Raw genomic sequence first — 18,299 nt, 5'->3', positions numbered from 1 at the left:
TTAAGACAGAGAAGCGTTTTCTCAAAGATCTCAAAGATTTTGATGCTGCCTACTTGTGGCCCGGTCTCTCCTTAGATACTGTAAAGAGCGTCAACAAGCAGAGCAAGCCAATTTTCTGGGAGCGAGTTAATACTTGTCAAAGGCAAGCTAAGAGTATCCTTGACGATGCTTACTCTCGCTTGGAATTGCAACCTCAACACGCAATTACCCCAGAAACAATTAAGAACGAAGAGCAAAAACTCAAGCTAGTTGACTTTCTGTTTTGTCCCAGTCCGGCAGTAGTAAAATCGTTTCAAGAAGCCGGAGTTCCTGAAGAAAAACTGCTGTTAACCACTGAAGGTTGGTCGCCCGAGAATTTCCCCAATTATAACTCCCACAAACCGCCGTCAGAGGAAATTAACATCCTGTTTCTCGGTTTTGCCTGCGTCCGCAAAGGGACTCACCTGCTCTTGCAGGCTTGGGAGCGAGCAGGGATTAAGGGAAAACTGACAATTTTTGGCAGACTCGAACCGGCGATCTCTCAAACTTGCAGCCATTTGCTGGAACGTCCTGATGTAGTTCACTTTGATTATGCCTTGGACTACAGTTCTGCCTATCGCCAAGCTGACTTTTTTGCCTTTCCCAGTCTGGAGGAAGGTAGCGCACTCGTTATCTATGAAGCAATGGGTCATGGTTTGCCGATTCTGACTTCACCGATGGGAGGAGGCGGTGTTGTGCGTGATGGCATTGACGGCATAATTCTCGATCCCTACGATACAGACGCCTGGGTGGAGGGACTGCGAAAACTATCTAATTCTCCTGATTTGCGGGCTAAGATGGGAGCCGCCGCCCGCCAGCGAGCTTTGGAGTTGACTTGGCCACAAGTTGCTGCTCAGCGCGGAAAGCAGATTCGGGAAAAAATGCAGGCAAAATAAATACTAAAAAGGAGAGGACTGACGAAGAGTCTTTATTGCCTAAAATCTTTAAGAAACGACTCTTCGTCCTCACTACTTGCCTGATGGTGGTTATATGACAGGACTGCATATAAGTCCTACTCAAGTTTAATTAGAGCGACCTAATTATTAACTTTGCCTTGAGTTGTAGCCTCCAGAAGCCAGCCGTTTGTCAAATAACCACTGTTTGCTTTCAGGGGAATCATCCAGCCAGCGATCGATCAATTCTGCCCATTTGACAGGTAGGCGCAACTCATACCAGGTTGAGTGAGAAGCGACAGAAAGATTGTGGTAAAGCGCTGAATCCGAAATTACTTTTTCGATACATTCGGCTAAAGCCAGAGAGTTCCCCGCCTCAAAAATCATGGAATTAACGCCGTTCTTCAAATAGATTTTAAACATCGGGTGATCCGAAGCTACTATCGGTGTTTGAGTGCGTAAAGCGTGCTGAATAGTCAGTGGAAAACCTTCGGGATATTCGTGCCTGCTAGTAACCAAAACGAGATCGCATTCTCTCATTAAGGGTTCTATAGTCTGAGCTGGTATTACTCCCAGAAATTCTACAGAATCTTTAATTTGCAACTGTTCGACTCGCTGGGCAAAAAACTCTTCTTCGCCTGTACCTGCCAATTTTAAGTTAACTGATATATTCCGCTCTTTTAGCTTTGCTACGGCTTCTAAGATATCACCAACTCCCTTGCTTTGTATTAACAAGCCCGCGTAAAAGAGTTTCAAAGTGTTGAGGGTCGGTGGGAGTTCTTTCGGCGACAAAGAGCCGGGATTGGTCTCTATCAGGAAGTCCCAAGGGATTATTTTATCTGGTTTCACTCCAATTTGTTTGAACAATAAAGATGAAGTAAGGCAGTAAGTCCCTACCCATTCTATTTGCTTGTTATTCAACAACTTGGCTAGGAAATAGTTGCGTATTTTATTTCGCCAACTTTTGGTCGCAATAGATTCTGCAAATACAGCGATGGTTCTAATTTTGTTTTTAATTGCCCACTTGAAAACATCTGTAAGAGTCGTCCGCATCACTAAATGGGTCGGCTTTTGCTCGGCAATTAACTGGATCAATTTTGGGTAATTAATTTTGTGATTAAATCCGCAAGCGATCGCCCGCACGCCGTTTTCTAGAACCCGATCGTTAAATTCTGGTGTCATGCAGCAAATAACAGTTACGGACTCCGCTTGTTTTGCCATCTCGGTAACGGCATCAACAGAATATTTTTGAGCGTAGTATGTTTCGTTTCCACCTTTGGCTAAACGCTGAAAGGCTTCTGCGTAATCGCCGGCATACTGAACTATGACTAAGCGCATTTTCCTCAACTCTGGTTGTACAGTATTTAATAGGACTTACGGTGCAAAAGATGTGTAAACACGGTGATTGGGACGGTTTGATGTACCGCCACGACCGCACTATTAATTTTATTTTGCTTCAGCCTTATTATAAAGAGTTTTGGCAACGGTCACGTCAATAGATAGCGGCTGCAGTCGCTTTGTATGGGGGGTTTTAGGCTAATTTTTTCTTGATTTTTCTGATAGTGTGCTGCAAGTAAAATGCGGGAATTAATCCAGACTTAGTAAGCAGAAATACTCTCCCCTGCAATTTGATGTCCGAAGTTGGGCTCTTTGCTCACTTTGGGTACTCACTTAGCATATTGGAGGGGATGCCAGCAAAATTTGCCTGTAAAATTCACAAACCGTGACAATATTTGGTTTTAAGCAATTCAGTAAGCCAAAGTTTCTAAAGTTTCCCGCAGATAGGAACGAACCTGCTGATCGATGGTGGCATTTTGCTGCTGACGCTCAAAATTGAGTTCTAGCTGCCAGCGTTGAAATCCCGAACTTGCGCCGATCGCTTCTTTGAGACTGCCCCAGATTTCAGAATCTTCGCACAGCTCGATCGGCTCTCCGGCTTGAGGCTGTTGTGGGAGCGGTAGATAATTCGCCATATTGTTATACCTCTGTTTTAATCCCCTGTAAGGATTGAAAGCTTATCTTGACACTCTCTATTATAGATTCTTCTCTCCAAATAACCAATATAAAATATCCACAGCCTGCGATTAAAAATTAAATATTAAGACTATTAATAATCTCAATCATAGAAGGGGAATTACCTGTTTGTTTAAAAGCATACATCTGTCCAAAGTAAAGTAGCTTAAACTACAAGTGTGCCCATCTTAATTTTTTATTTCACTTTTTTTCGATCGACTCTTCCGGTAGAGATGTAACGCCGTTGATGTCAGCAGGTTTTGGGTTGACAATACTGCCGCCTGACGACGAATTCCCTATGCCGGATGCTTCTTGCCCCATTGGCTCTGCGGGTGCAGCCACAGCGGCAGTTGTCTCGGCGGCGAAAACCGGCAAAAGTCGATCGACTTGCCAAGGTGCGATCGTAAAATCCTGCCGAATTTTTTCTAAAACATGAGGCTTTGTCGCTGCAAATTCTGATTCCGGCGTCAGCAAAACCCCCATGACACTAGCAGACACCTGCAAAAACAAATTGCTAGCGAAAAAAGTAGAAGCTGCCAACAACAATCCAGCCCACCGCAAGGAAGGAGGGAAGGGAGCCACCGAAGCCGCGAGGGGAGCGAAGCGGTAGAGCTGCCACAAAATTACTGCCAGCAAAACAGCAACAAAAAGAGCGATTCCTTTATTTAACTTAGTTTTAAACCGAGTCAGAATCCGCTGCTGCAAAGAAGTTAAATTCTGCGGTTTCACCGCCACCACTAAAATACTAAAAATGTAAAAAGGGCGGAACCACTGCATCAACAGCACAGGAACAATACCTGCTACAGCCACTAAAAACATTTCTAACCACACAGGGAGCAGGGGAGAACCCACTGCGAGTCCCAGCAAGCACAGTCCCAGGAAAATCGGCAGTGTAGCCGCCCCAGAAAGATGAATCCACAAAAAAGGATCTGACCAAAAAGAACGCACTTTAAATAGTTATGAGTTATGAGTTATGAGTTATGAGTTTTAACAGTCTGAGACGCACTCTTGACCCATAAATCGGTGCGAAGAGTACATATCTAGCGGTCAAACCGAGCTTTTTGGGAAGAATATCGGTTGCTTTGCGTAAGTCTTATTTGAGTTTTAAATTTTGAATTTTCAGCAACAGGCAAGACGATTAGGACGTTTTTAATTGCTGACATCTCTGCTTTTATTGCTTCTTCCTTTTCTCCCAGATAACTACAACCTTTTTCCTTCTTCCTTCTGCTATAAGTTGAAAACAAAAGTTGCGAGTGATGAGTTTGGGAGTATTGAGCGAAGAGAATAGTGGCGAGCGATCGGCAATTTAGTTGCCTTCGCTCAAAACTTCTCTTCCAACCCAACACTCACAACTCAAAACTATTGAGATAGAGTCCGGCGCTTAGTAACCATCCGGTAGGCTTCAATAAGATCGCCCTCCGCCCAGTCGCTAAACCCGCTCAAGGAAATGCCGCATTCAAAGCCCGCATTGACTTCCTTGGCATCTTCCTTCATCCGTTTTAGGGAGTCGAGGACACCTTCGTAAACGACATTGTTGCCCCGACGCACCCGCACTTTACAGTTACGGATGACTTTGCCAGAGAGTACCATACATCCAGCCACAGCCCCGCGACCGATCGCGAAGACAGCGCGCACTTCCACTTGACCCAGAGGTTCTTCCACCAGTTCGGGTTCCAGCAGGCCTTCCATCGCCCCTTGAATGTCATCCAAGAGGTTGTAGATGATGCTGTATTCCCGCACGTCTACGCCTGCTTGGTCGGCGGCGAGGCGAGCGTCAGTGGCGAGAGTAGTATTGAACCCGATAATTACAGCATTACTGGCTGCAGCGAGGTCAATATCCGTTTCTGTAATTTCCCCAGGAGCAGATAGCAGCAGTCGGAGTTGAACTTCTTTTTGAGGAAGTTGAGTCAGAGCGCCGACAATTGCTTCGAGGGAGCCTTGGACATCTGCCTTCAAGATCAAGTTGAGTTCCTTGAGAACGCCTTCCTTAGCTTGTTGAGAGAAGCCGCTGAGGCTGATCCGGCCGCCTTGCAGCAGGCGGGAATCTCGTTGGGAGGTAGCTCTTCCAGAGGCGATCGCAGCAGCTTCTTTTTCGTTTGCGAAGACATCAAACTCGTCTCCGGCGCGAGGAACTTCCCGCAGCCCCAGCACTTCCACCGCGAAGGATGGAGTTGCTTGCTCTACGCGCTCGCCCCGGTCATCGATCATTGCCCGCACCTTGCCCAAAGCCGAGCCTGCGACCACAATATCGCCCACTCGCAGAGTGCCGTTCTGCACCAGCAGAGTTGCCACAGGTCCCCTTGCCTTGTCGAGGTGAGCTTCAATCACAGTACCCTTAGCCGGTCGGTGCGGGTTGGCGTTGAGGTCTTCCATTTCCGCCACTGTCAGAATCATTTCCAACAGCGTATCCAGGTTTTCGCCTCGGATCGCGCTGACTGGAACCATCGTGATATCGCCGCCCCAGTCATCTGCGACCAAGCCGTACTCAGTAAGCTCTTGCTTCACCCGTTCCGGCTGAGCACCTTCCTTGTCAACTTTATTGATAGCCACGACAATTGGCACTTTCGCCGCTTTCGCGTGGCTGATCGCTTCAATTGTCTGGGGTCGCACGCCGTCGTCCGCCGCCACCACCAAGATGGCGATGTCCGTAACCCGTGTTCCCCGAGCCCGCATCGCTGTAAAGGCTTCGTGGCCGGGCGTATCCAAAAATACCACCTGCTGGCTCTTGCCTTCGTGTTCCACATCTACGTGGTAAGCACCGATGTGCTGGGTAATTCCCCCAGCTTCTCCCTGAGCCACCTTGGTTTTGCGGATCGAGTCGAGCAACGTAGTTTTGCCGTGATCCACGTGACCCATAATCGTTACTACTGGGGGACGGCGTTCTAGGTATTCCAAATCCGCTGCGTCCAGCATCTCGATCACTTTGATAGCTGGGGCTACTTTTTCAGGGGTTTCCACCTCTACGCCCATTTCTTCGGCTACCATCCTCACCGCTGGAATGTCCAGGGTTTCGGTTATATTTACCGCAATTCCTTTAGAGAAAAGCCGCTTAATAATTTCGGTTTCGGGAACAGCCAGAGTAACTGCTAGTTCTTGAACGGTCATCGGCCTGCTCAGCAGCAGCTTTTCTGGACGTTCTACCTTAGCTTCCGCTGTTTTGCCCCGGTTGCCGCGTCCCCCGCTGGAGCCTGAAGAAGAACTTTTATCGTGAGAAGGGCCTGGTCTCTTATTTTTTCCGCTGCTTCCGGGTGCGCCCGGAGTTGGTGTTGACTTGGGTGCTGCTTGTCCCTTCGCTTTAGCTGGGCGGGCTAGGGACAGGCTGACCGTGACTGGTGCTGGCAGATCCAAGCCGTTTTCTAAGTCATCATCATCCTCGTCTATGGGTTTGAGGCGAGAACGTTTTGCCTTAACAGCCTTAGCAGCTTTAGCAGCATCTGAGTTTTCGTCATCATCTTCTTCCCAAATGACCGATGTCTTTTTGGCAGGACGAGGGAGGGAGGGCCTTTCGAGGAGAGGAATCTCCAGCAACGGCGTATTATCTTCTTCATTGTCATCAGTGTCATCCCCTATGGCTCCGGTGCCACCGCCCCGGCTACGCAGCCCGGTAGCTGACGTTGCGGGGGCAAGACTCCGGCGCGGGCCGCCGGGCTGGGGTCGATCGGCCAGTGGAGTTTTGACTGGGCCACCAGCGCCTTCCCGGCGCGGTCTTTGCGCGTCGCGAGATTCGGTAGCAGATCCCGGTGCAGGTCTGCTGGGGCGGCTCGGTTTAGCCGGCGCTTCCAGAGTTTCTGACTGTCCTGATTGCTCTTGCTCGGTTTTTGCAAGTTTGAGTACCGGCTTGTTTCCCAGATTTTGTGGGTTACGGCTAGCCGACTCGGACGCCGCTCTGACTGGCGGCGACGTGAGTTTTGCCGAGGGCGCGGGAGGGGCGCTCGGCGGTTGCTGGATGCGTTCTGGAGCCTTTTCCGACGGCGGTTGAGGTGCCGCAGGTGCCTGAGCCTGGGCGGTGGTTTCCGGGGCGCTCGCACCTACATTTTCCGACACTTCTGACGGAGCCGCCGACACAGCGACATTTGGCTTCGACAGTACAGGTCGATTGATATTTGGTTTAGCTGGAGGCTGGAGTTGTTGAGCTGCAGGCGACTTGGGAGGAGTTGCCACGGTGGCCCCAGACTGGGTTTTTTGCTCCTCGTTGCCCGCAGGCTGGGAGTTTGCACCAGCCGGCCGTACTTTTGGACTGCGTATTTCTAAAATTTGCTGCTTTTTTTGTTGGTCGTTAGGGTGAGGGCCAGATTCTCTAGATGGCGCTGCTGCTCTTTCGGGGGGAGCTGGCTTGCCGGGGGAAGAGTGGCTGCTGGCTACGTATTTTTCCGCCGTTTTGCGAATGCGCTCTGCTTCGGATTCTGTAATTGTGCTGCTGTGGCTCTTGACTGAAATATTGAGCCGTTCGCAAACTGCCAAGATGTCTTTATTATCCAAATTTAGTTCCCGTGATAATTCGTAAATTCTTACTTTGCCGTTGTTCATCCACTCTGCCCTCTTTTGTGCCAACCAGTTTTTACATTGTGATTTTTTGTTCTAATGACGACATCATTCGCTGTGATTGATTCAGTGTCAGGAATCGGGGTTTTGGTACTCGCTCAGCAATTTTATCTAAAAAGATGCAACTCGCTGAAGTCTGCGGTTGAAGAATTCTCAAGTCTGTTTGGGAACTTGGAACTCCGAAGTCTGAGTTTTGGCAAAACCCACTCTCTCAAGCTTCAAAGTTTGCCTTTCCACCTTGAGGATACCTCTGGTAGTACCCTACCCTTATCTAATCTGACACAAATCTTTCCAGACTGGTGGGCAGATCGGATTGGGGTTTTATAGCTGGCGCTACCGGTAATTACTGGTAGGGCTGCCAAGAGGGTTTATACAGTCGATACCGAACTATTGTCGGTTTTTCGTCAGGCCCGGTCAGAGTAAGATGTACAGTCAGATGTGGCTAAACGCTGCCAAAGTGTTTGGTACAGTTCGTCAGACACAGGCGCTTTGAGCGATCGCCCAAGTCGATTTTTTTTCTGAGCTGCTTTGAGGCATTCGCCTTCCCGACAAAGGTAAGCAGATCGGCCCATGCCACGATCTAATTGTACCTGATGAGAAGGATAGAGCCTGACTACTCGCCAAAAAGCTTCCTTAGGAGCTATTTTTCGACAACTTGCACAGCACCGGTAGTTCGATTTCATCCGAGTGAGAGGGGGAGTATGGGGAGAGTGGGCAGTAGGGGACAAGTCCTCCTTGTCTCCCGAAGAGAGAAAATCTTATGACAAGGAGTCAGGAGTCTGAAGACAGAATTCAGGATTCAAAATACGCCATGCCCCAAGTCAGGGGTAACGGTCACGGAAAATTTTTTTTGCGATCCCCGATTAAAATCGCGGGATTTCAACCTCGATTCTCCATCCTGTCGCACAGAACCCATTCTGGATTCTGGCTCCTGAATTCTGAATTCTTCTTCGGTAAATGTCACAGTTTTTAGACTGCGGCTTCGGTTTCCTCCGTGGCGGCTGCCTCCTCTTCCTCAAATTCTGCGGTTTCCTCGTCGCCGTCGTAGTCGCCCGCTTCGTCTGCATCGTAGTCGCCTGCTAGTTCTTCGAGCCTAGTTGCTTCTGCTGCCAATTTGCTGTCTTCGGCCGCGCGATCGTACTTAGCAATATCTTTGATATCGATTTTCCAACCGGTTAGGCGAGCTGCTAGGCGGACGTTCTGACCTTCTTTGCCAATGGCAAGACTCAGTTGGTCTTCAGCGACCAAAATGTGAGCTCTCCTGCCTTCTGGAGCAACTAAACGCACTTCATCTACTCTAGCGGGACTCAGAGCGTTAGCAATATAAGTTGCTGGGTCTGGAGACCAGCGGATCACGTCTATTTTTTCGCCGCGCAATTCGTTGACTACTACCTGAATCCGCGATCCCCGCGCTCCGATGCAGGCTCCTACGGGATCTACGTCCCGATCGAGAGTATCAACTGCTATTTTAGTCCGGGGGCCGACGTGCCGGGAGGGCGGATTTGCCTCCCTGGCTACGGCGACAATCCTCACCACCCCGTCTTCTATTTCTGGTACTTCGTTAGCAAACAGGTAAACCACCAAACCTGCGTCCGCTCTAGAAACAAGTAACTGCGGCCCTCTAGTAGAGCCTTCGCCTACTTTTTTGAGATAAACCTTGAATGTAGCGTTGGCCCGGTAATTGTCGTTGGGCAACTGTTCGCGCTTAGGGAGTTCGGCATCTACTTCTGGCTGACCGAAGCTGCTGGTAACTGCTAAAATTACCGACTGCCTCTCAAACCTGAGGACTCTTGCTTGAAGAACGGTTTCTTCTAAATCTTTAAACTCTTCTTGAATCATTTTGCGCTGTTGGTCGCGCAGTTTTTGAGCGAGAACTTGTTTCGTCTGGATCGCGGCCATGCGACCAAATTCTTTTTGATTTGGTGTTACGTCTACGAGCACGATGCTGCCCGGTTGAGCTTCCGTGGCTACTTCTTGCACTTCCGTAAGTGAGATTTCGTGATCGGGATTGATGACTTCTTCGACAATAGTTTTGTTGGCTAAAACGCGGAAACCTTCTTGTTCGGCGTCGAGTTCTACATCAAAGTTGTCGAAGTATTCTTCGCTGAAGTGATCGAGTTTTTGGGTACGGCGGTAGCGTTCGTATCCTTTGAGCAGGGCTTCTCGCAAGGCTGCTTGGACGGCGTGTTTGGGTAAATTGCGTTCTTTGCTAATACCTTCGACCATTTCTTTTAGTCCGGGCAGGGGAACCATTGACATATAAAACGCTCCTTTTTTGCTGTGGTAATAAGTAACTGGTAATCGGTAATTTGTACTGGGAAAGTTTCAAGAAAAAGTGATGAAATAGGAGTGATGAGTTACTGGATTGGATTAGGGTAACTCGGTGCTGTAACAATTTATTTGTTGTCCCTATTCAACCCGCTGCTACAGATAGGATTGTTAAAAATTAACTCGCAGCCAAGCGTTTTCAGCTTGCTGCGAGGCAATCTCAAAACTCAAAACTCAAAACTCAAAACTCAAAATTTCCCTTTACCTCTCCTTTCCTTCGTCTAGTTCAACTTTGACAATCTGAGGGCGGGGAATTTTAACCTGTCGCCCTTTTTGATTGAGATAAACCGCTGTTTCATCCCGGGACAGGAGCAGTCCTTTCCACTCTTTGATTCGCGAGTCCGGTTCGGTGGCTTTGACTGTCACGGGGAAACCTTTAAAGGTAATGAATTCTCGATCGCTGCTGAGCAATCGGGATATTCCCGGACTGGAAATCTCTAGCACGTAGGCATCGGGTATGATGTCGGCTGCCTCTAACTCGGCATCGAGGGCTGTGCTCATGCGCTCGCAGTCGGCTAAACCAGTGTCTTGTTGGAGGTTGCGGATGTCTACCCGCAAGACGGGAGGATTTTGGTTGGTGTGAAACACTGCTCCCACTACTTCCAATCCCAGTGTTTCCGCAACGGGGGTAGCTAAGTCAATGATTTGTGGGATTAGGGGATGAGTCATATCGAATACTTAAGTTAAAACTCCTAAACTCGGACACGGGCAAGGAAAAATTTGGTGTTGAGATTGCTTGGCTTTGAGGTGGTTTGATTAGGTGGCTGCGACTTTCGTCTTCAACTTTGGGACTTACCCAACATCCCAGCAGGGATCTCAAGCGGGGGGATTACCCCTACTAAATCAGTCCTCAACTTGCAAGTCAGACTCCCTGAACTCTTTTCCTGCGACTAATGCAACAAAAAAAGTGGGCTTGACCCACTCCTAGGTAAAACAATTTCTTCCAAGAAGTTTGAGGACTTCTTTCGATCGAAGGGAGGCCTCTGTTCTAAGTTTAGCTCGATCGCCCGCCCGGTGACAAACCGATCGCCCTCGGGGGAGCGTCCGAGGGGAGAGGGGGAGAGCTGACAGGGGGAATAAGGACGACTTCATCACCGTTTTGGAGTGGGGTGGGGCGAGGGCAAATTCCTTGTTGATAGCGAAGCGGGTGCGATCGTCCATAGAACGATTGGTGGCACTCAGGCGTTCTAGGACTTGCGATACCGAGCTTTCTTTGGGAAATTCTAATTTCAGTTCGGACAAGCCCTCTGCTTCTTGATAGGCGGCAAAGAGTTTGACAGTGATGGTGATTGGTAGATTAGACATGGGCGATCCCATGATTAACGGTATATTGACAAAGCAGCAAAACTAAAATTCACCATAAAAAATCCCCATTACTAATGCTGAATAGGAAGCTCAATTACAAACTCTACGCCCCTTTCTGGCGAGGAAATGCAGGTCAGCTTACCACCATGTTTTCCTTCTACGATCTCACGGCTAATCGACAAACCTAAACCTGTCCCTTTACCCACTGATTTAGTAGTAAACATCGGCGTGAATAAATGCTGCATTACTTCCTGAGTTATGCCAACCCCATTATCAGCAATCCGAATCACCACTCTGTCATCCTGAAGCATTTCAGTGCAGATCCGAATCTGTGGAGTGTCATTGCTCTGTTTCTTTTCCCCGCACAGCGGACAACTGATCGTAGACTCTTCTAAAGCATCAATTGCATTCGCTAATACATTCATAAACACCTGATTGATTTGCCCAGGATAGCACTCGACTAGCGGCAATTTACCATACTCTTTAATCACTGCAATTCCTGGGAAACTTCCTTTAGATTTCAGTCGATGCCCTAAAATTAATAAGGTACTATCTAGCCCATCGTGAATATTCACTGGCGTTAGTGCCGATGTATCCAACCGAGAGAAATTACGCAGTGACATAGAAAGATTGTAAAGTCGCTCTGTTCCTAGCTCCATTGAATCAATAATTTTTGGCAAATCTTCAACAATAAAATTTAACTCAATCTCCTGGGACTTATCCTCAAATTCTGATGTCGAAGTAACGTTGTGCTGGCACAGCCTAGTCATCCCGATCAAATCGGCAATATATTCCTTGGCAATAGGGATATTATTGGAGATAAAACTAACTGGATTGTTAATTTCGTGAGCCACCCCAGCTACAAGTTGACCAAGGCAAGCCATCTTTTCACTTTGAACGATTTGCACTTGAGCTTTTTTAAGATTCTCCAAAGCTTGAGAAAGTTCAGCCGTTCGTTCTTCCACTCGTTTTTCTAACTCCTGCGCGAGCTGATGTAACGCTGCTTCTGCTGCAAGCCTGTCTTCAATTTCTCGTTTGAGAAGCAGATTTTGCTGTGCGAGAGTTTTAGTCAAAAAATGCAGTTTTAAATGGAAATTGACGCGAGCTAATACCTCCTTTTGATCGAAGGGCTTAGTAATGTAATCCACCGCCCCTAGATTAAAGCCTTTGAGTTTATCCCCTATGTCAGAAAGAGCCGTCATAAAAATCACCGAAATTTCGTTTGTCAGCGGACTTGCCTTCAGCCGATGACAGGTTTCAAACCCGTCAATTCCTGGCATCATCACATCTAACAGAATCAAATCAGGCTGACTGTATTCAGCCTGTTCGATGGCAGTTTCGCCATCAATTGCTACCAATATTTCCCATCCTGAACCAGCTAAAGCTTCAGAAAGCACGTCCAGATTGCTAGGGTTGTCATCGACGATTAAGATGGTGCTTGTTTCCATATTTTCTGCCTTCATTCTTTTTCTATCCTGTGGGATGTAATAAACTCTTTGATTTTTTTGACCTGATAGCCTTGGGCTAACTGGCGCAGCTCAACAGCAAAGGACACAAATTTCTGATCCAATTTCTCTAGGTGCTCACTGCGCTTCACAATTCCTTTCACGTTGCCTCTCATCGCCAGTTCAAATAAAAGTTCCATTTCTCCTGGCGGGGGAGCCATGAAAGAGGTCGATTCAGAAAGTGATGTAGGAGCCGAGGAAAGGGGATTTGTGCTGATTTTTTCCTTTTTTAGTTCGTCATATATCCATTCTATTTCCAAATATTTTTGCAACATCTCAAATAGCTCTTCTGCCTGCACGGGCTTACCGAGAAAATCGTTGGCTCCACGCTCCAAACTTTTATGTTGATCTGTAGCAAATACACTGGCAGATGAAGCAATGATTGCCGCTTCTTTATAGTCGGGCAAATTTCGGATACGGCGCATCATCTCAAAGCCATCTAACACTGGCATCACCAAGTCAGTGATAATCAGATCGAACTTAAACTCTTCTACTTTTTCTAAACCCTCTTGACCGTTTTTAGCTTCGGTTACTTCAAATCCGAGGGGTTCCAGCAGATTGACAATGACGGAGAGATTTTCCCATTTGTCATCCACAACCAAAACTTTCTGCTTTCTACCTTGGTAGCCAACGAGTTTTCGTTGCTTGGCAATAGTGGTTGTATTTGCCCAGTCTGCCGCTTCCCGTAAATCCAAATCTAGCCAAAAAACACTACCTGCTCCTGACTGACTTTTTACTTGAATGGTACTACCCATCATTTCAACAATTTTTTGGCTAATTGTTAAACCGAGCCCGGTTCCTTCCGCCTGACGCTTGCTGTCTCCTACCTGTTCAAAAGGCAAAAAAATTCTTTTTAATTGTTCTGGTGTCATGCCAACACCAGTATCTTCAATTTGAAACCGAATTTTGTGGATTGGTGAGGCTGGCTTTTGGTCATTGCTTTGCACGTTTTCACCTGTTTCCTTTTCCAGATGTTCTATCTTAAAATTCACTCGTCCCGAGTCTGTAAACTTAATTGCATTGCTCAGTAAGTTAATTAGTACCTGTCGCAAGCGTTTCTCGTCAGCGTAGATGCCAGCAGGAATTTCCGAACTGGGCTGATAAACAAAAGCAATTCCTTTTTGTTCGGCTCGGATGCGGCAGATTTCCGCGACTGCCTGCAAAAAGGAAGGAAAATGGAAATCTTTCGCGTACAGTTCCAATTTCTGAGCTTCAATTTTAGCGAGGTCTAAGATGTCATTGATCAGGGTTAAGAGGTGGGAACCACACTGGTGAATAATACTGATGCCTTGGAGTTCCTTCGGAGCCATCGTTGTTGAGCGTTCTAGGATTTGAGCGTATCCTAAAATTCCATTGAGTGGCGTTCTCAATTCGTGACTCATATTCGCTAAAAATTCACTTTTAGCTTGGTTGGCAGTATCAGCGATTTGTTTGGCTTCCGTGAGTTCGGCGGTGCGTTCTTCTACTCGGATTTCTAGCTCGGAATTGGTCTTGGCTAGCGCCTCAAAGGATTCGCGCAACTGTTGTGCCATAAGGTTGAAAGACTGACCCAGAACTTCTAGTTCTTCTACGCCTTTTACCTGCACATTTTTGTCTAAGTCGCCAGTGGCGATCGCCCTAGAAGCTGCGCTCAAACGGAGAATCGGGCTGGTAATCCAGCGTGCGGTTAAGATTCCCAAAACGGTAGCCAGCGCCAAGGCTCCCAAACACAACAAAATGGTAGTCTGGGTATTGGCGTTAATTTGATCCATGAAATCGCTTTCAGGAACGACGACGACGATCAGCCAGTCCAATCCTCGGCTATCCTGAAAGGGCATAACTTGGAGGAATTGTCGCTGGCCGGCGATCGTAAAATCCAATTGCTGAGAGCTATTAATTTTAGTGAGGTTGCCAAAGTGTTCTTTTAAATGCGCTGTTGTCAGCCGAATTAAATCATCTGTGCTATCTAAAGCATTCAGGCGATCGAGTTTGCCATTGTTGGTGATAAATGCTTCTTTGAGAGTTGAACTGCCTACTAGGAGTCCAGAACGTTCCATAATGAATGTCTGTCCAGATCGACCGATTTTTAAGCTTTGCAGAAAGTCGCTGAGGAAAGAGATCAATAAATTAGCAACGAATACTCCGCGCAGTTCGCCACTTTCGTCATAAACGGGCTGTCCGGCAGGGAGGGAGAGCGTTTTCTGACCTGTAAGCGGAAAAATTTCGCTCCATGTGGGCCGGCCTAAGCGTACACTGTCTTTATACCATGAACGCCTGAGTATATTGTAGTTGCGGGAGACTTTTAAGAGCTTCGTTTGATTGCCTTTGCTATCAGATTCATAAATATGAAGTTCATTCCGATGTTCTTTGTCTGCTATTTTAAAAAATATTTTTCCATTCTCTTGGCGTTCAACGGCAATGAACTCTCCTGTTTTAGTAGCAAAACCCATCTGGGGCAGAGAAGGAAAGGCTTGAATTTGCTCCCACAAATAGCGCTCCGTACTTTCCAATTCGTCTGGATTTAAGTATCCTAGTCGAATGGCATTGGCATTGAGTTGATTGACGCGAGGGGCTGTATCTAGGTATGTGTTGAGCTGCTGCTGGATGCGGGCAGTAATTTCACTCCGCAACTGGCTAGCAACTTCGTTGACTGCTTTTTGCCCGTTGCGTAAGGAGAGCCAGCCTGTCAGCCCGACGGCAGCAAAGATTTGCACGACGAATGGCAATACTAAAATCAGGCGAAGTGACAGCTTTTTTTGAGAACGGTTTGACAGAAAAGTGGTTGGAGATGTGTGTGACATTGATTTGGTGTTACTCCTGGGGTAACGAGTTGGCTGAAAAATCTCAGTGGATTTAGTGAAATGAGGCTGAGGAAATGTATATTGAAAAGCAATCTATAATAGTTAGTGAAAAGTTGGAGACAGTAACTTGCTTAAACAAGAATGACTACTTACGTGTTTTCTCTGATAGCGGTATAATTAAATCTGACTAAAGATACTGACGCGCCTTATTTTTTACTAGCATTGGCAAATTATTTTAGCCTTTAGGAAACCAGTTAGCAATCATATCTAATAGATTACTTGGTTTAGAGCTATTTGTAGTAGTTTTTTACTTTACTTTACAGATTGAGTATAAAAAGTATAATCTCATCAAACTTACATATAAATTGATATAATATACGTCTAAAAAAATTGACCTTTTTGGCTAAAAACATGACACCCCAGGCCGGTGAGAACCCTAACGGCGGTTTAACTCACTACCGCGCTGAAGATGTGATGCACAACCCTGCAGATGACTCTAGTAGAGAATGCCGATCGCACGTGAACCTTTACAATTCCAGCAAGTTTTATTTGCAGGAGTTACAGCAGGGTAATTGCTAATTGCTAATTGGGGAGGAAAAAAATAAGTAAAGCGGTGCAGCAGAGGGGATTATGACACAGGATAGGAGTTAGGCCTATTCTTTTAATTCTGGGAAACTATCTAACTATCTAAACTTAATAGTGAATTTGGTATTGTAGGTGAACACATGGCTGGCAATGATTTTAAGGTTCTTCAAATTCTAAAGGCTAGGGTTTGTCATCAGTTGATGTAAAGGAAGGTCAAGTCGAGATACAGCCGACTAGAAGGATTCGATCGCCAGGGCAAGCCGCCGTTTTGCCCTACGGGATGAACAGTGGGAAAGGATCAAAGATTTGTTGCCGGGACGTGAAGGTTATTTGTGTGCAACAGCCTGCCTACAATCGGTTGTTCGTGGAAGCGGTGCTGTACCGCTACAGATCGGGCATTCTGTGGGGAGACTTGCCCGAACGGTTTGGGGACTTCCGAGTGATGACACGCCCTAACGCGGGGCTATTCGTTGCAGTTCTTTGGCTTGTTCTAAAATTTTCTCGAAGTCTTCTTCGCTCAATCGCTGAATGTAGTTGATTTTGAACTCTTCTAGGAAGTCGCACAGCAGCAGTTGTATTTCTTGCCAGGTGTGCTGCTGTTGCAGTTCGGTTCCTAAAGCTTGCCCGAAATGTTGGACTAGCTGGCTTGAGAGTTTGATGCTTGTGGGGTCTTCGCTGGCGATTTTGAAGGCTTCGTAGGCATCTTGGGGGCCGAGAGTGACTAATTTTGAGAGTTCTGCAACTAATTGCTGTGCTAGCTGTTCGGGCAGGTTTCCCAAGCCGGGTACTTGCTTCCATCCTTGATAGAGGGGGGATTGTTTGAGGAAGTTTTCAATATTGTACCGGAGGAGGGCTTCTAGGTCTGGCTGGAGTTGAGGGAGGACTTTGTAGACCGTTATTTGCACTAGATGGGTGGCGATCGCTTCTATTTCATTGATATTGTTGATGTCTAGATAGCGCTGTTTTGGGGATTTAAAGAGTTGACGAGCGAGTTCGCCTGTAGTAATTGATTGTTGCATCTGGTTGATGAGTTGAATTACTACCACTTCGGTCAATTCTTGGGCGAAGTTGGCGACGAAACCTCGGCTGATTTGGCTGCGTATGGGTTGGAGATCCGGCATTTTGGCTTGGTGGATGCGAATTGTGACGGGTAATACTCGCAACAGGCGCCAGAAAGGGAGGAGCAGGAAGATGTCGTACCATCGCCAGAGCATGGCTGCTCGCCAAGTGACGCTGCGGTGGCGGCGGCTGATCGAGTAGGTACGGGCTAGAAATTCGATCGCGAATATGGCAATAAATGGCAGGTCGATTTGCCAGAAGTTATCGGTGAATTCGCCGTTTTCTCCCATCTCGCGGTAATAGTTGGTGGCGATTAATGGCTTGATTTTGGTGTCAAACCAGTTGATTTCTTTTTGCCAGCCTTGTTTGTTTAAATAGTCAGGGCTCCAGAATGTTTGGAATGATTGTGTAGCCGAGTCTTGCGGATTGGGGGCGCGATCGCGCATCCGGTCTTTTATTTTTTCTAGGGTGCCGCTTTTTGATGCTACTCGAAAGGGATCTTCGTCGATCATTTTCGCGCTCAGATTATTTATTTCCTGCAATTTAGCTGCTACTTGGGGGGAGGGCAAGCCTGTTTGCACTACTTGAATTTTTAATTCTTCTAAGGTTTCTAGATATTGCTGGGTGTCTCGGTGGGGTTTAATTCCTTTAAATGGGTCGTATACTTGAGTGAGAGCTGGCAGTTGCCGGAAGTAGAAATCTCGCCCGGGTACGTAACTTATGTCAAATATTACTAGGCTTAAATTTCCTAGGGCGACCAGTGCCATGAACCGCTCGAACCAAGGTACTTTTGGTGATTTTTTGTGAGAGTTTGGAGTTGGAGAGGGCTGTAGTTTTGGTGTCACTGGCGGTTCCTAATTAAGTAGACAGATCGAAATAGATGTAACTGGTAATAGCTGAAAAAAGGAAACAGGGAAAACTGGCTAATTGTCTGGTTCCGCTCGGATTGCGATCGAGGAAGCTAGTATTTATTTTAACGTGCGTTTGTTGGGGAATTTTGAATTGTTGATTTTGCCTGGTTAGGTAAAAAAATATACTGGTAAAATATTAAAGTCCATCAAACTTGACGGAAGGTGTGGCTCCCGTTAGTCTGCTTCTCTCTGGCAATAAAATTATATCTCAGGCGGAATCCTAAGTTTTTTTTCGGCGTTGCAGAGCTAACTGGGCTGGTAATAAATTACTATAGCAATCCTAAATGATTTTCTATATCTAGAGCAATCCTAAATGATTTTCTTTGTGTAAGTATATTGACGTATTTTGGGGAAATCAAA

General features: G+C 46.9%; 14 protein-coding genes and 1 pseudogene. 4 read left to right on the top strand and 11 right to left on the bottom strand.

The window, feature by feature from the left end; all coding sequences use genetic code 11:
• The coding region (locus tag E5S67_RS27470) for a glycosyltransferase family 4 protein (protein WP_172191983.1) at nucleotides 1–914 on the top strand (914 nt) is incomplete at its 5' end.
• A gap of 147 nt (nucleotides 915–1,061) precedes the next feature.
• On the opposite strand, the gene E5S67_RS27465 is transcribed toward E5S67_RS27470, so the two are convergent.
• The 4 genes from E5S67_RS27465 to infB form a co-directional block, all read right to left on the bottom strand.
• Nucleotides 1,062–2,249 carry a glycosyltransferase family 4 protein gene (locus E5S67_RS27465; RefSeq protein WP_172191981.1) on the bottom strand — a complete coding sequence of 396 codons (1,188 nt, stop codon included), beginning with the start codon at nucleotides 2,247–2,249 and terminating at the stop codon, nucleotides 1,062–1,064.
• A 410-nt stretch (nucleotides 2,250–2,659) separates the two neighbouring features.
• Nucleotides 2,660–2,884: a hypothetical protein gene (locus E5S67_RS27460; protein WP_172191979.1), complete on the bottom strand. Its 225-nt coding sequence runs from the start codon at nucleotides 2,882–2,884 to the stop codon at nucleotides 2,660–2,662.
• Between the two features lie 241 nt (nucleotides 2,885–3,125).
• Entirely contained in the window at nucleotides 3,126–3,872 is a 747-nt protein-coding gene (locus E5S67_RS27455; RefSeq protein ID WP_172191977.1) for a low-complexity tail membrane protein, read from the bottom strand.
• 411 nt (nucleotides 3,873–4,283) lie between these two features.
• On the bottom strand, nucleotides 4,284–7,451 hold the full coding sequence (gene infB, locus E5S67_RS27450) for a translation initiation factor IF-2 (RefSeq protein WP_172191975.1): 3,168 nt from the start codon (nucleotides 7,449–7,451) through the stop codon (nucleotides 4,284–4,286).
• A gap of 54 nt (nucleotides 7,452–7,505) precedes the next feature.
• On the opposite strand from infB, the gene E5S67_RS27445 reads away from it, so the two are divergent.
• Entirely contained in the window at nucleotides 7,506–7,793 is a 288-nt protein-coding gene (locus tag E5S67_RS27445; protein WP_172191973.1) for a hypothetical protein, read from the top strand.
• Nucleotides 7,794–7,870: 77 nt separating this feature from the next.
• Here the strand turns inward: E5S67_RS27445 and E5S67_RS27440 are convergent, their stop codons facing one another.
• The 6 genes from E5S67_RS27440 to E5S67_RS27415 all read right to left on the bottom strand — a co-directional run bounded on the left by E5S67_RS27440 (nucleotide 7,871) and on the right by E5S67_RS27415 (nucleotide 15,384).
• Entirely contained in the window at nucleotides 7,871–8,149 is a 279-nt protein-coding gene (locus E5S67_RS27440) for a YlxR family protein (RefSeq protein ID WP_172191971.1), read from the bottom strand.
• A gap of 286 nt (nucleotides 8,150–8,435) precedes the next feature.
• Nucleotides 8,436–9,725 carry a transcription termination factor NusA gene (gene nusA / locus E5S67_RS27435; protein ID WP_172191969.1) on the bottom strand — a complete coding sequence of 430 codons (1,290 nt, stop codon included), beginning with the start codon at nucleotides 9,723–9,725 and terminating at the stop codon, nucleotides 8,436–8,438.
• Nucleotides 9,726–9,995: 270 nt separating this feature from the next.
• On the bottom strand, nucleotides 9,996–10,463 hold the full coding sequence (gene rimP / locus E5S67_RS27430) for a ribosome maturation factor RimP (protein ID WP_172191967.1): 468 nt from the start codon (nucleotides 10,461–10,463) through the stop codon (nucleotides 9,996–9,998).
• Between the two features lie 255 nt (nucleotides 10,464–10,718).
• Nucleotides 10,719–11,099 (bottom strand): MoaD/ThiS family protein, encoded by a 381-nt coding sequence (locus tag E5S67_RS27425; RefSeq protein WP_339382743.1) that lies wholly within the window; start codon nucleotides 11,097–11,099, stop codon nucleotides 10,719–10,721.
• A 71-nt stretch (nucleotides 11,100–11,170) separates the two neighbouring features.
• Entirely contained in the window at nucleotides 11,171–12,562 is a 1,392-nt protein-coding gene (locus tag E5S67_RS27420; RefSeq protein ID WP_246277006.1) for a hybrid sensor histidine kinase/response regulator, read from the bottom strand.
• Nucleotides 12,559–15,384 carry a hybrid sensor histidine kinase/response regulator gene (locus tag E5S67_RS27415; RefSeq protein WP_172191965.1) on the bottom strand — a complete coding sequence of 942 codons (2,826 nt, stop codon included), beginning with the start codon at nucleotides 15,382–15,384 and terminating at the stop codon, nucleotides 12,559–12,561. Before E5S67_RS27415 ends, E5S67_RS27420 begins: the two co-directional genes overlap by 4 nt.
• A 411-nt stretch (nucleotides 15,385–15,795) precedes the next feature.
• On the opposite strand from E5S67_RS27415, the gene E5S67_RS27410 reads away from it, so the two are divergent.
• Together E5S67_RS27410 and E5S67_RS27405 are read left to right on the top strand one after the other, a co-directional pair.
• Nucleotides 15,796–15,963: a hypothetical protein gene (locus E5S67_RS27410; protein ID WP_172191963.1), complete on the top strand. Its 168-nt coding sequence runs from the start codon at nucleotides 15,796–15,798 to the stop codon at nucleotides 15,961–15,963.
• Nucleotides 15,964–16,215: 252 nt separating this feature from the next.
• Nucleotides 16,216–16,408: pseudogene (locus E5S67_RS27405) on the top strand (transposase); the annotation flags it as partial.
• Between the two features lie 13 nt (nucleotides 16,409–16,421).
• Here E5S67_RS27405 and E5S67_RS27400 read toward each other — a convergent pair.
• Nucleotides 16,422–17,873 carry a hypothetical protein gene (locus E5S67_RS27400; RefSeq protein WP_339382742.1) on the bottom strand — a complete coding sequence of 484 codons (1,452 nt, stop codon included), beginning with the start codon at nucleotides 17,871–17,873 and terminating at the stop codon, nucleotides 16,422–16,424.
• Nucleotides 17,874–18,299: the final 426 nt, after the last annotated feature.

It is taken from the genome of Microcoleus asticus IPMA8, assembly GCF_013179805.1.
GTDB classification, from domain to species: domain Bacteria; phylum Cyanobacteriota; class Cyanobacteriia; order Cyanobacteriales; family Microcoleaceae; genus Microcoleus; species Microcoleus asticus.
The sequence above is the reverse complement of the archived record's forward strand: the minus strand, read 5'-3'. Positions and strand labels throughout refer to the sequence as shown.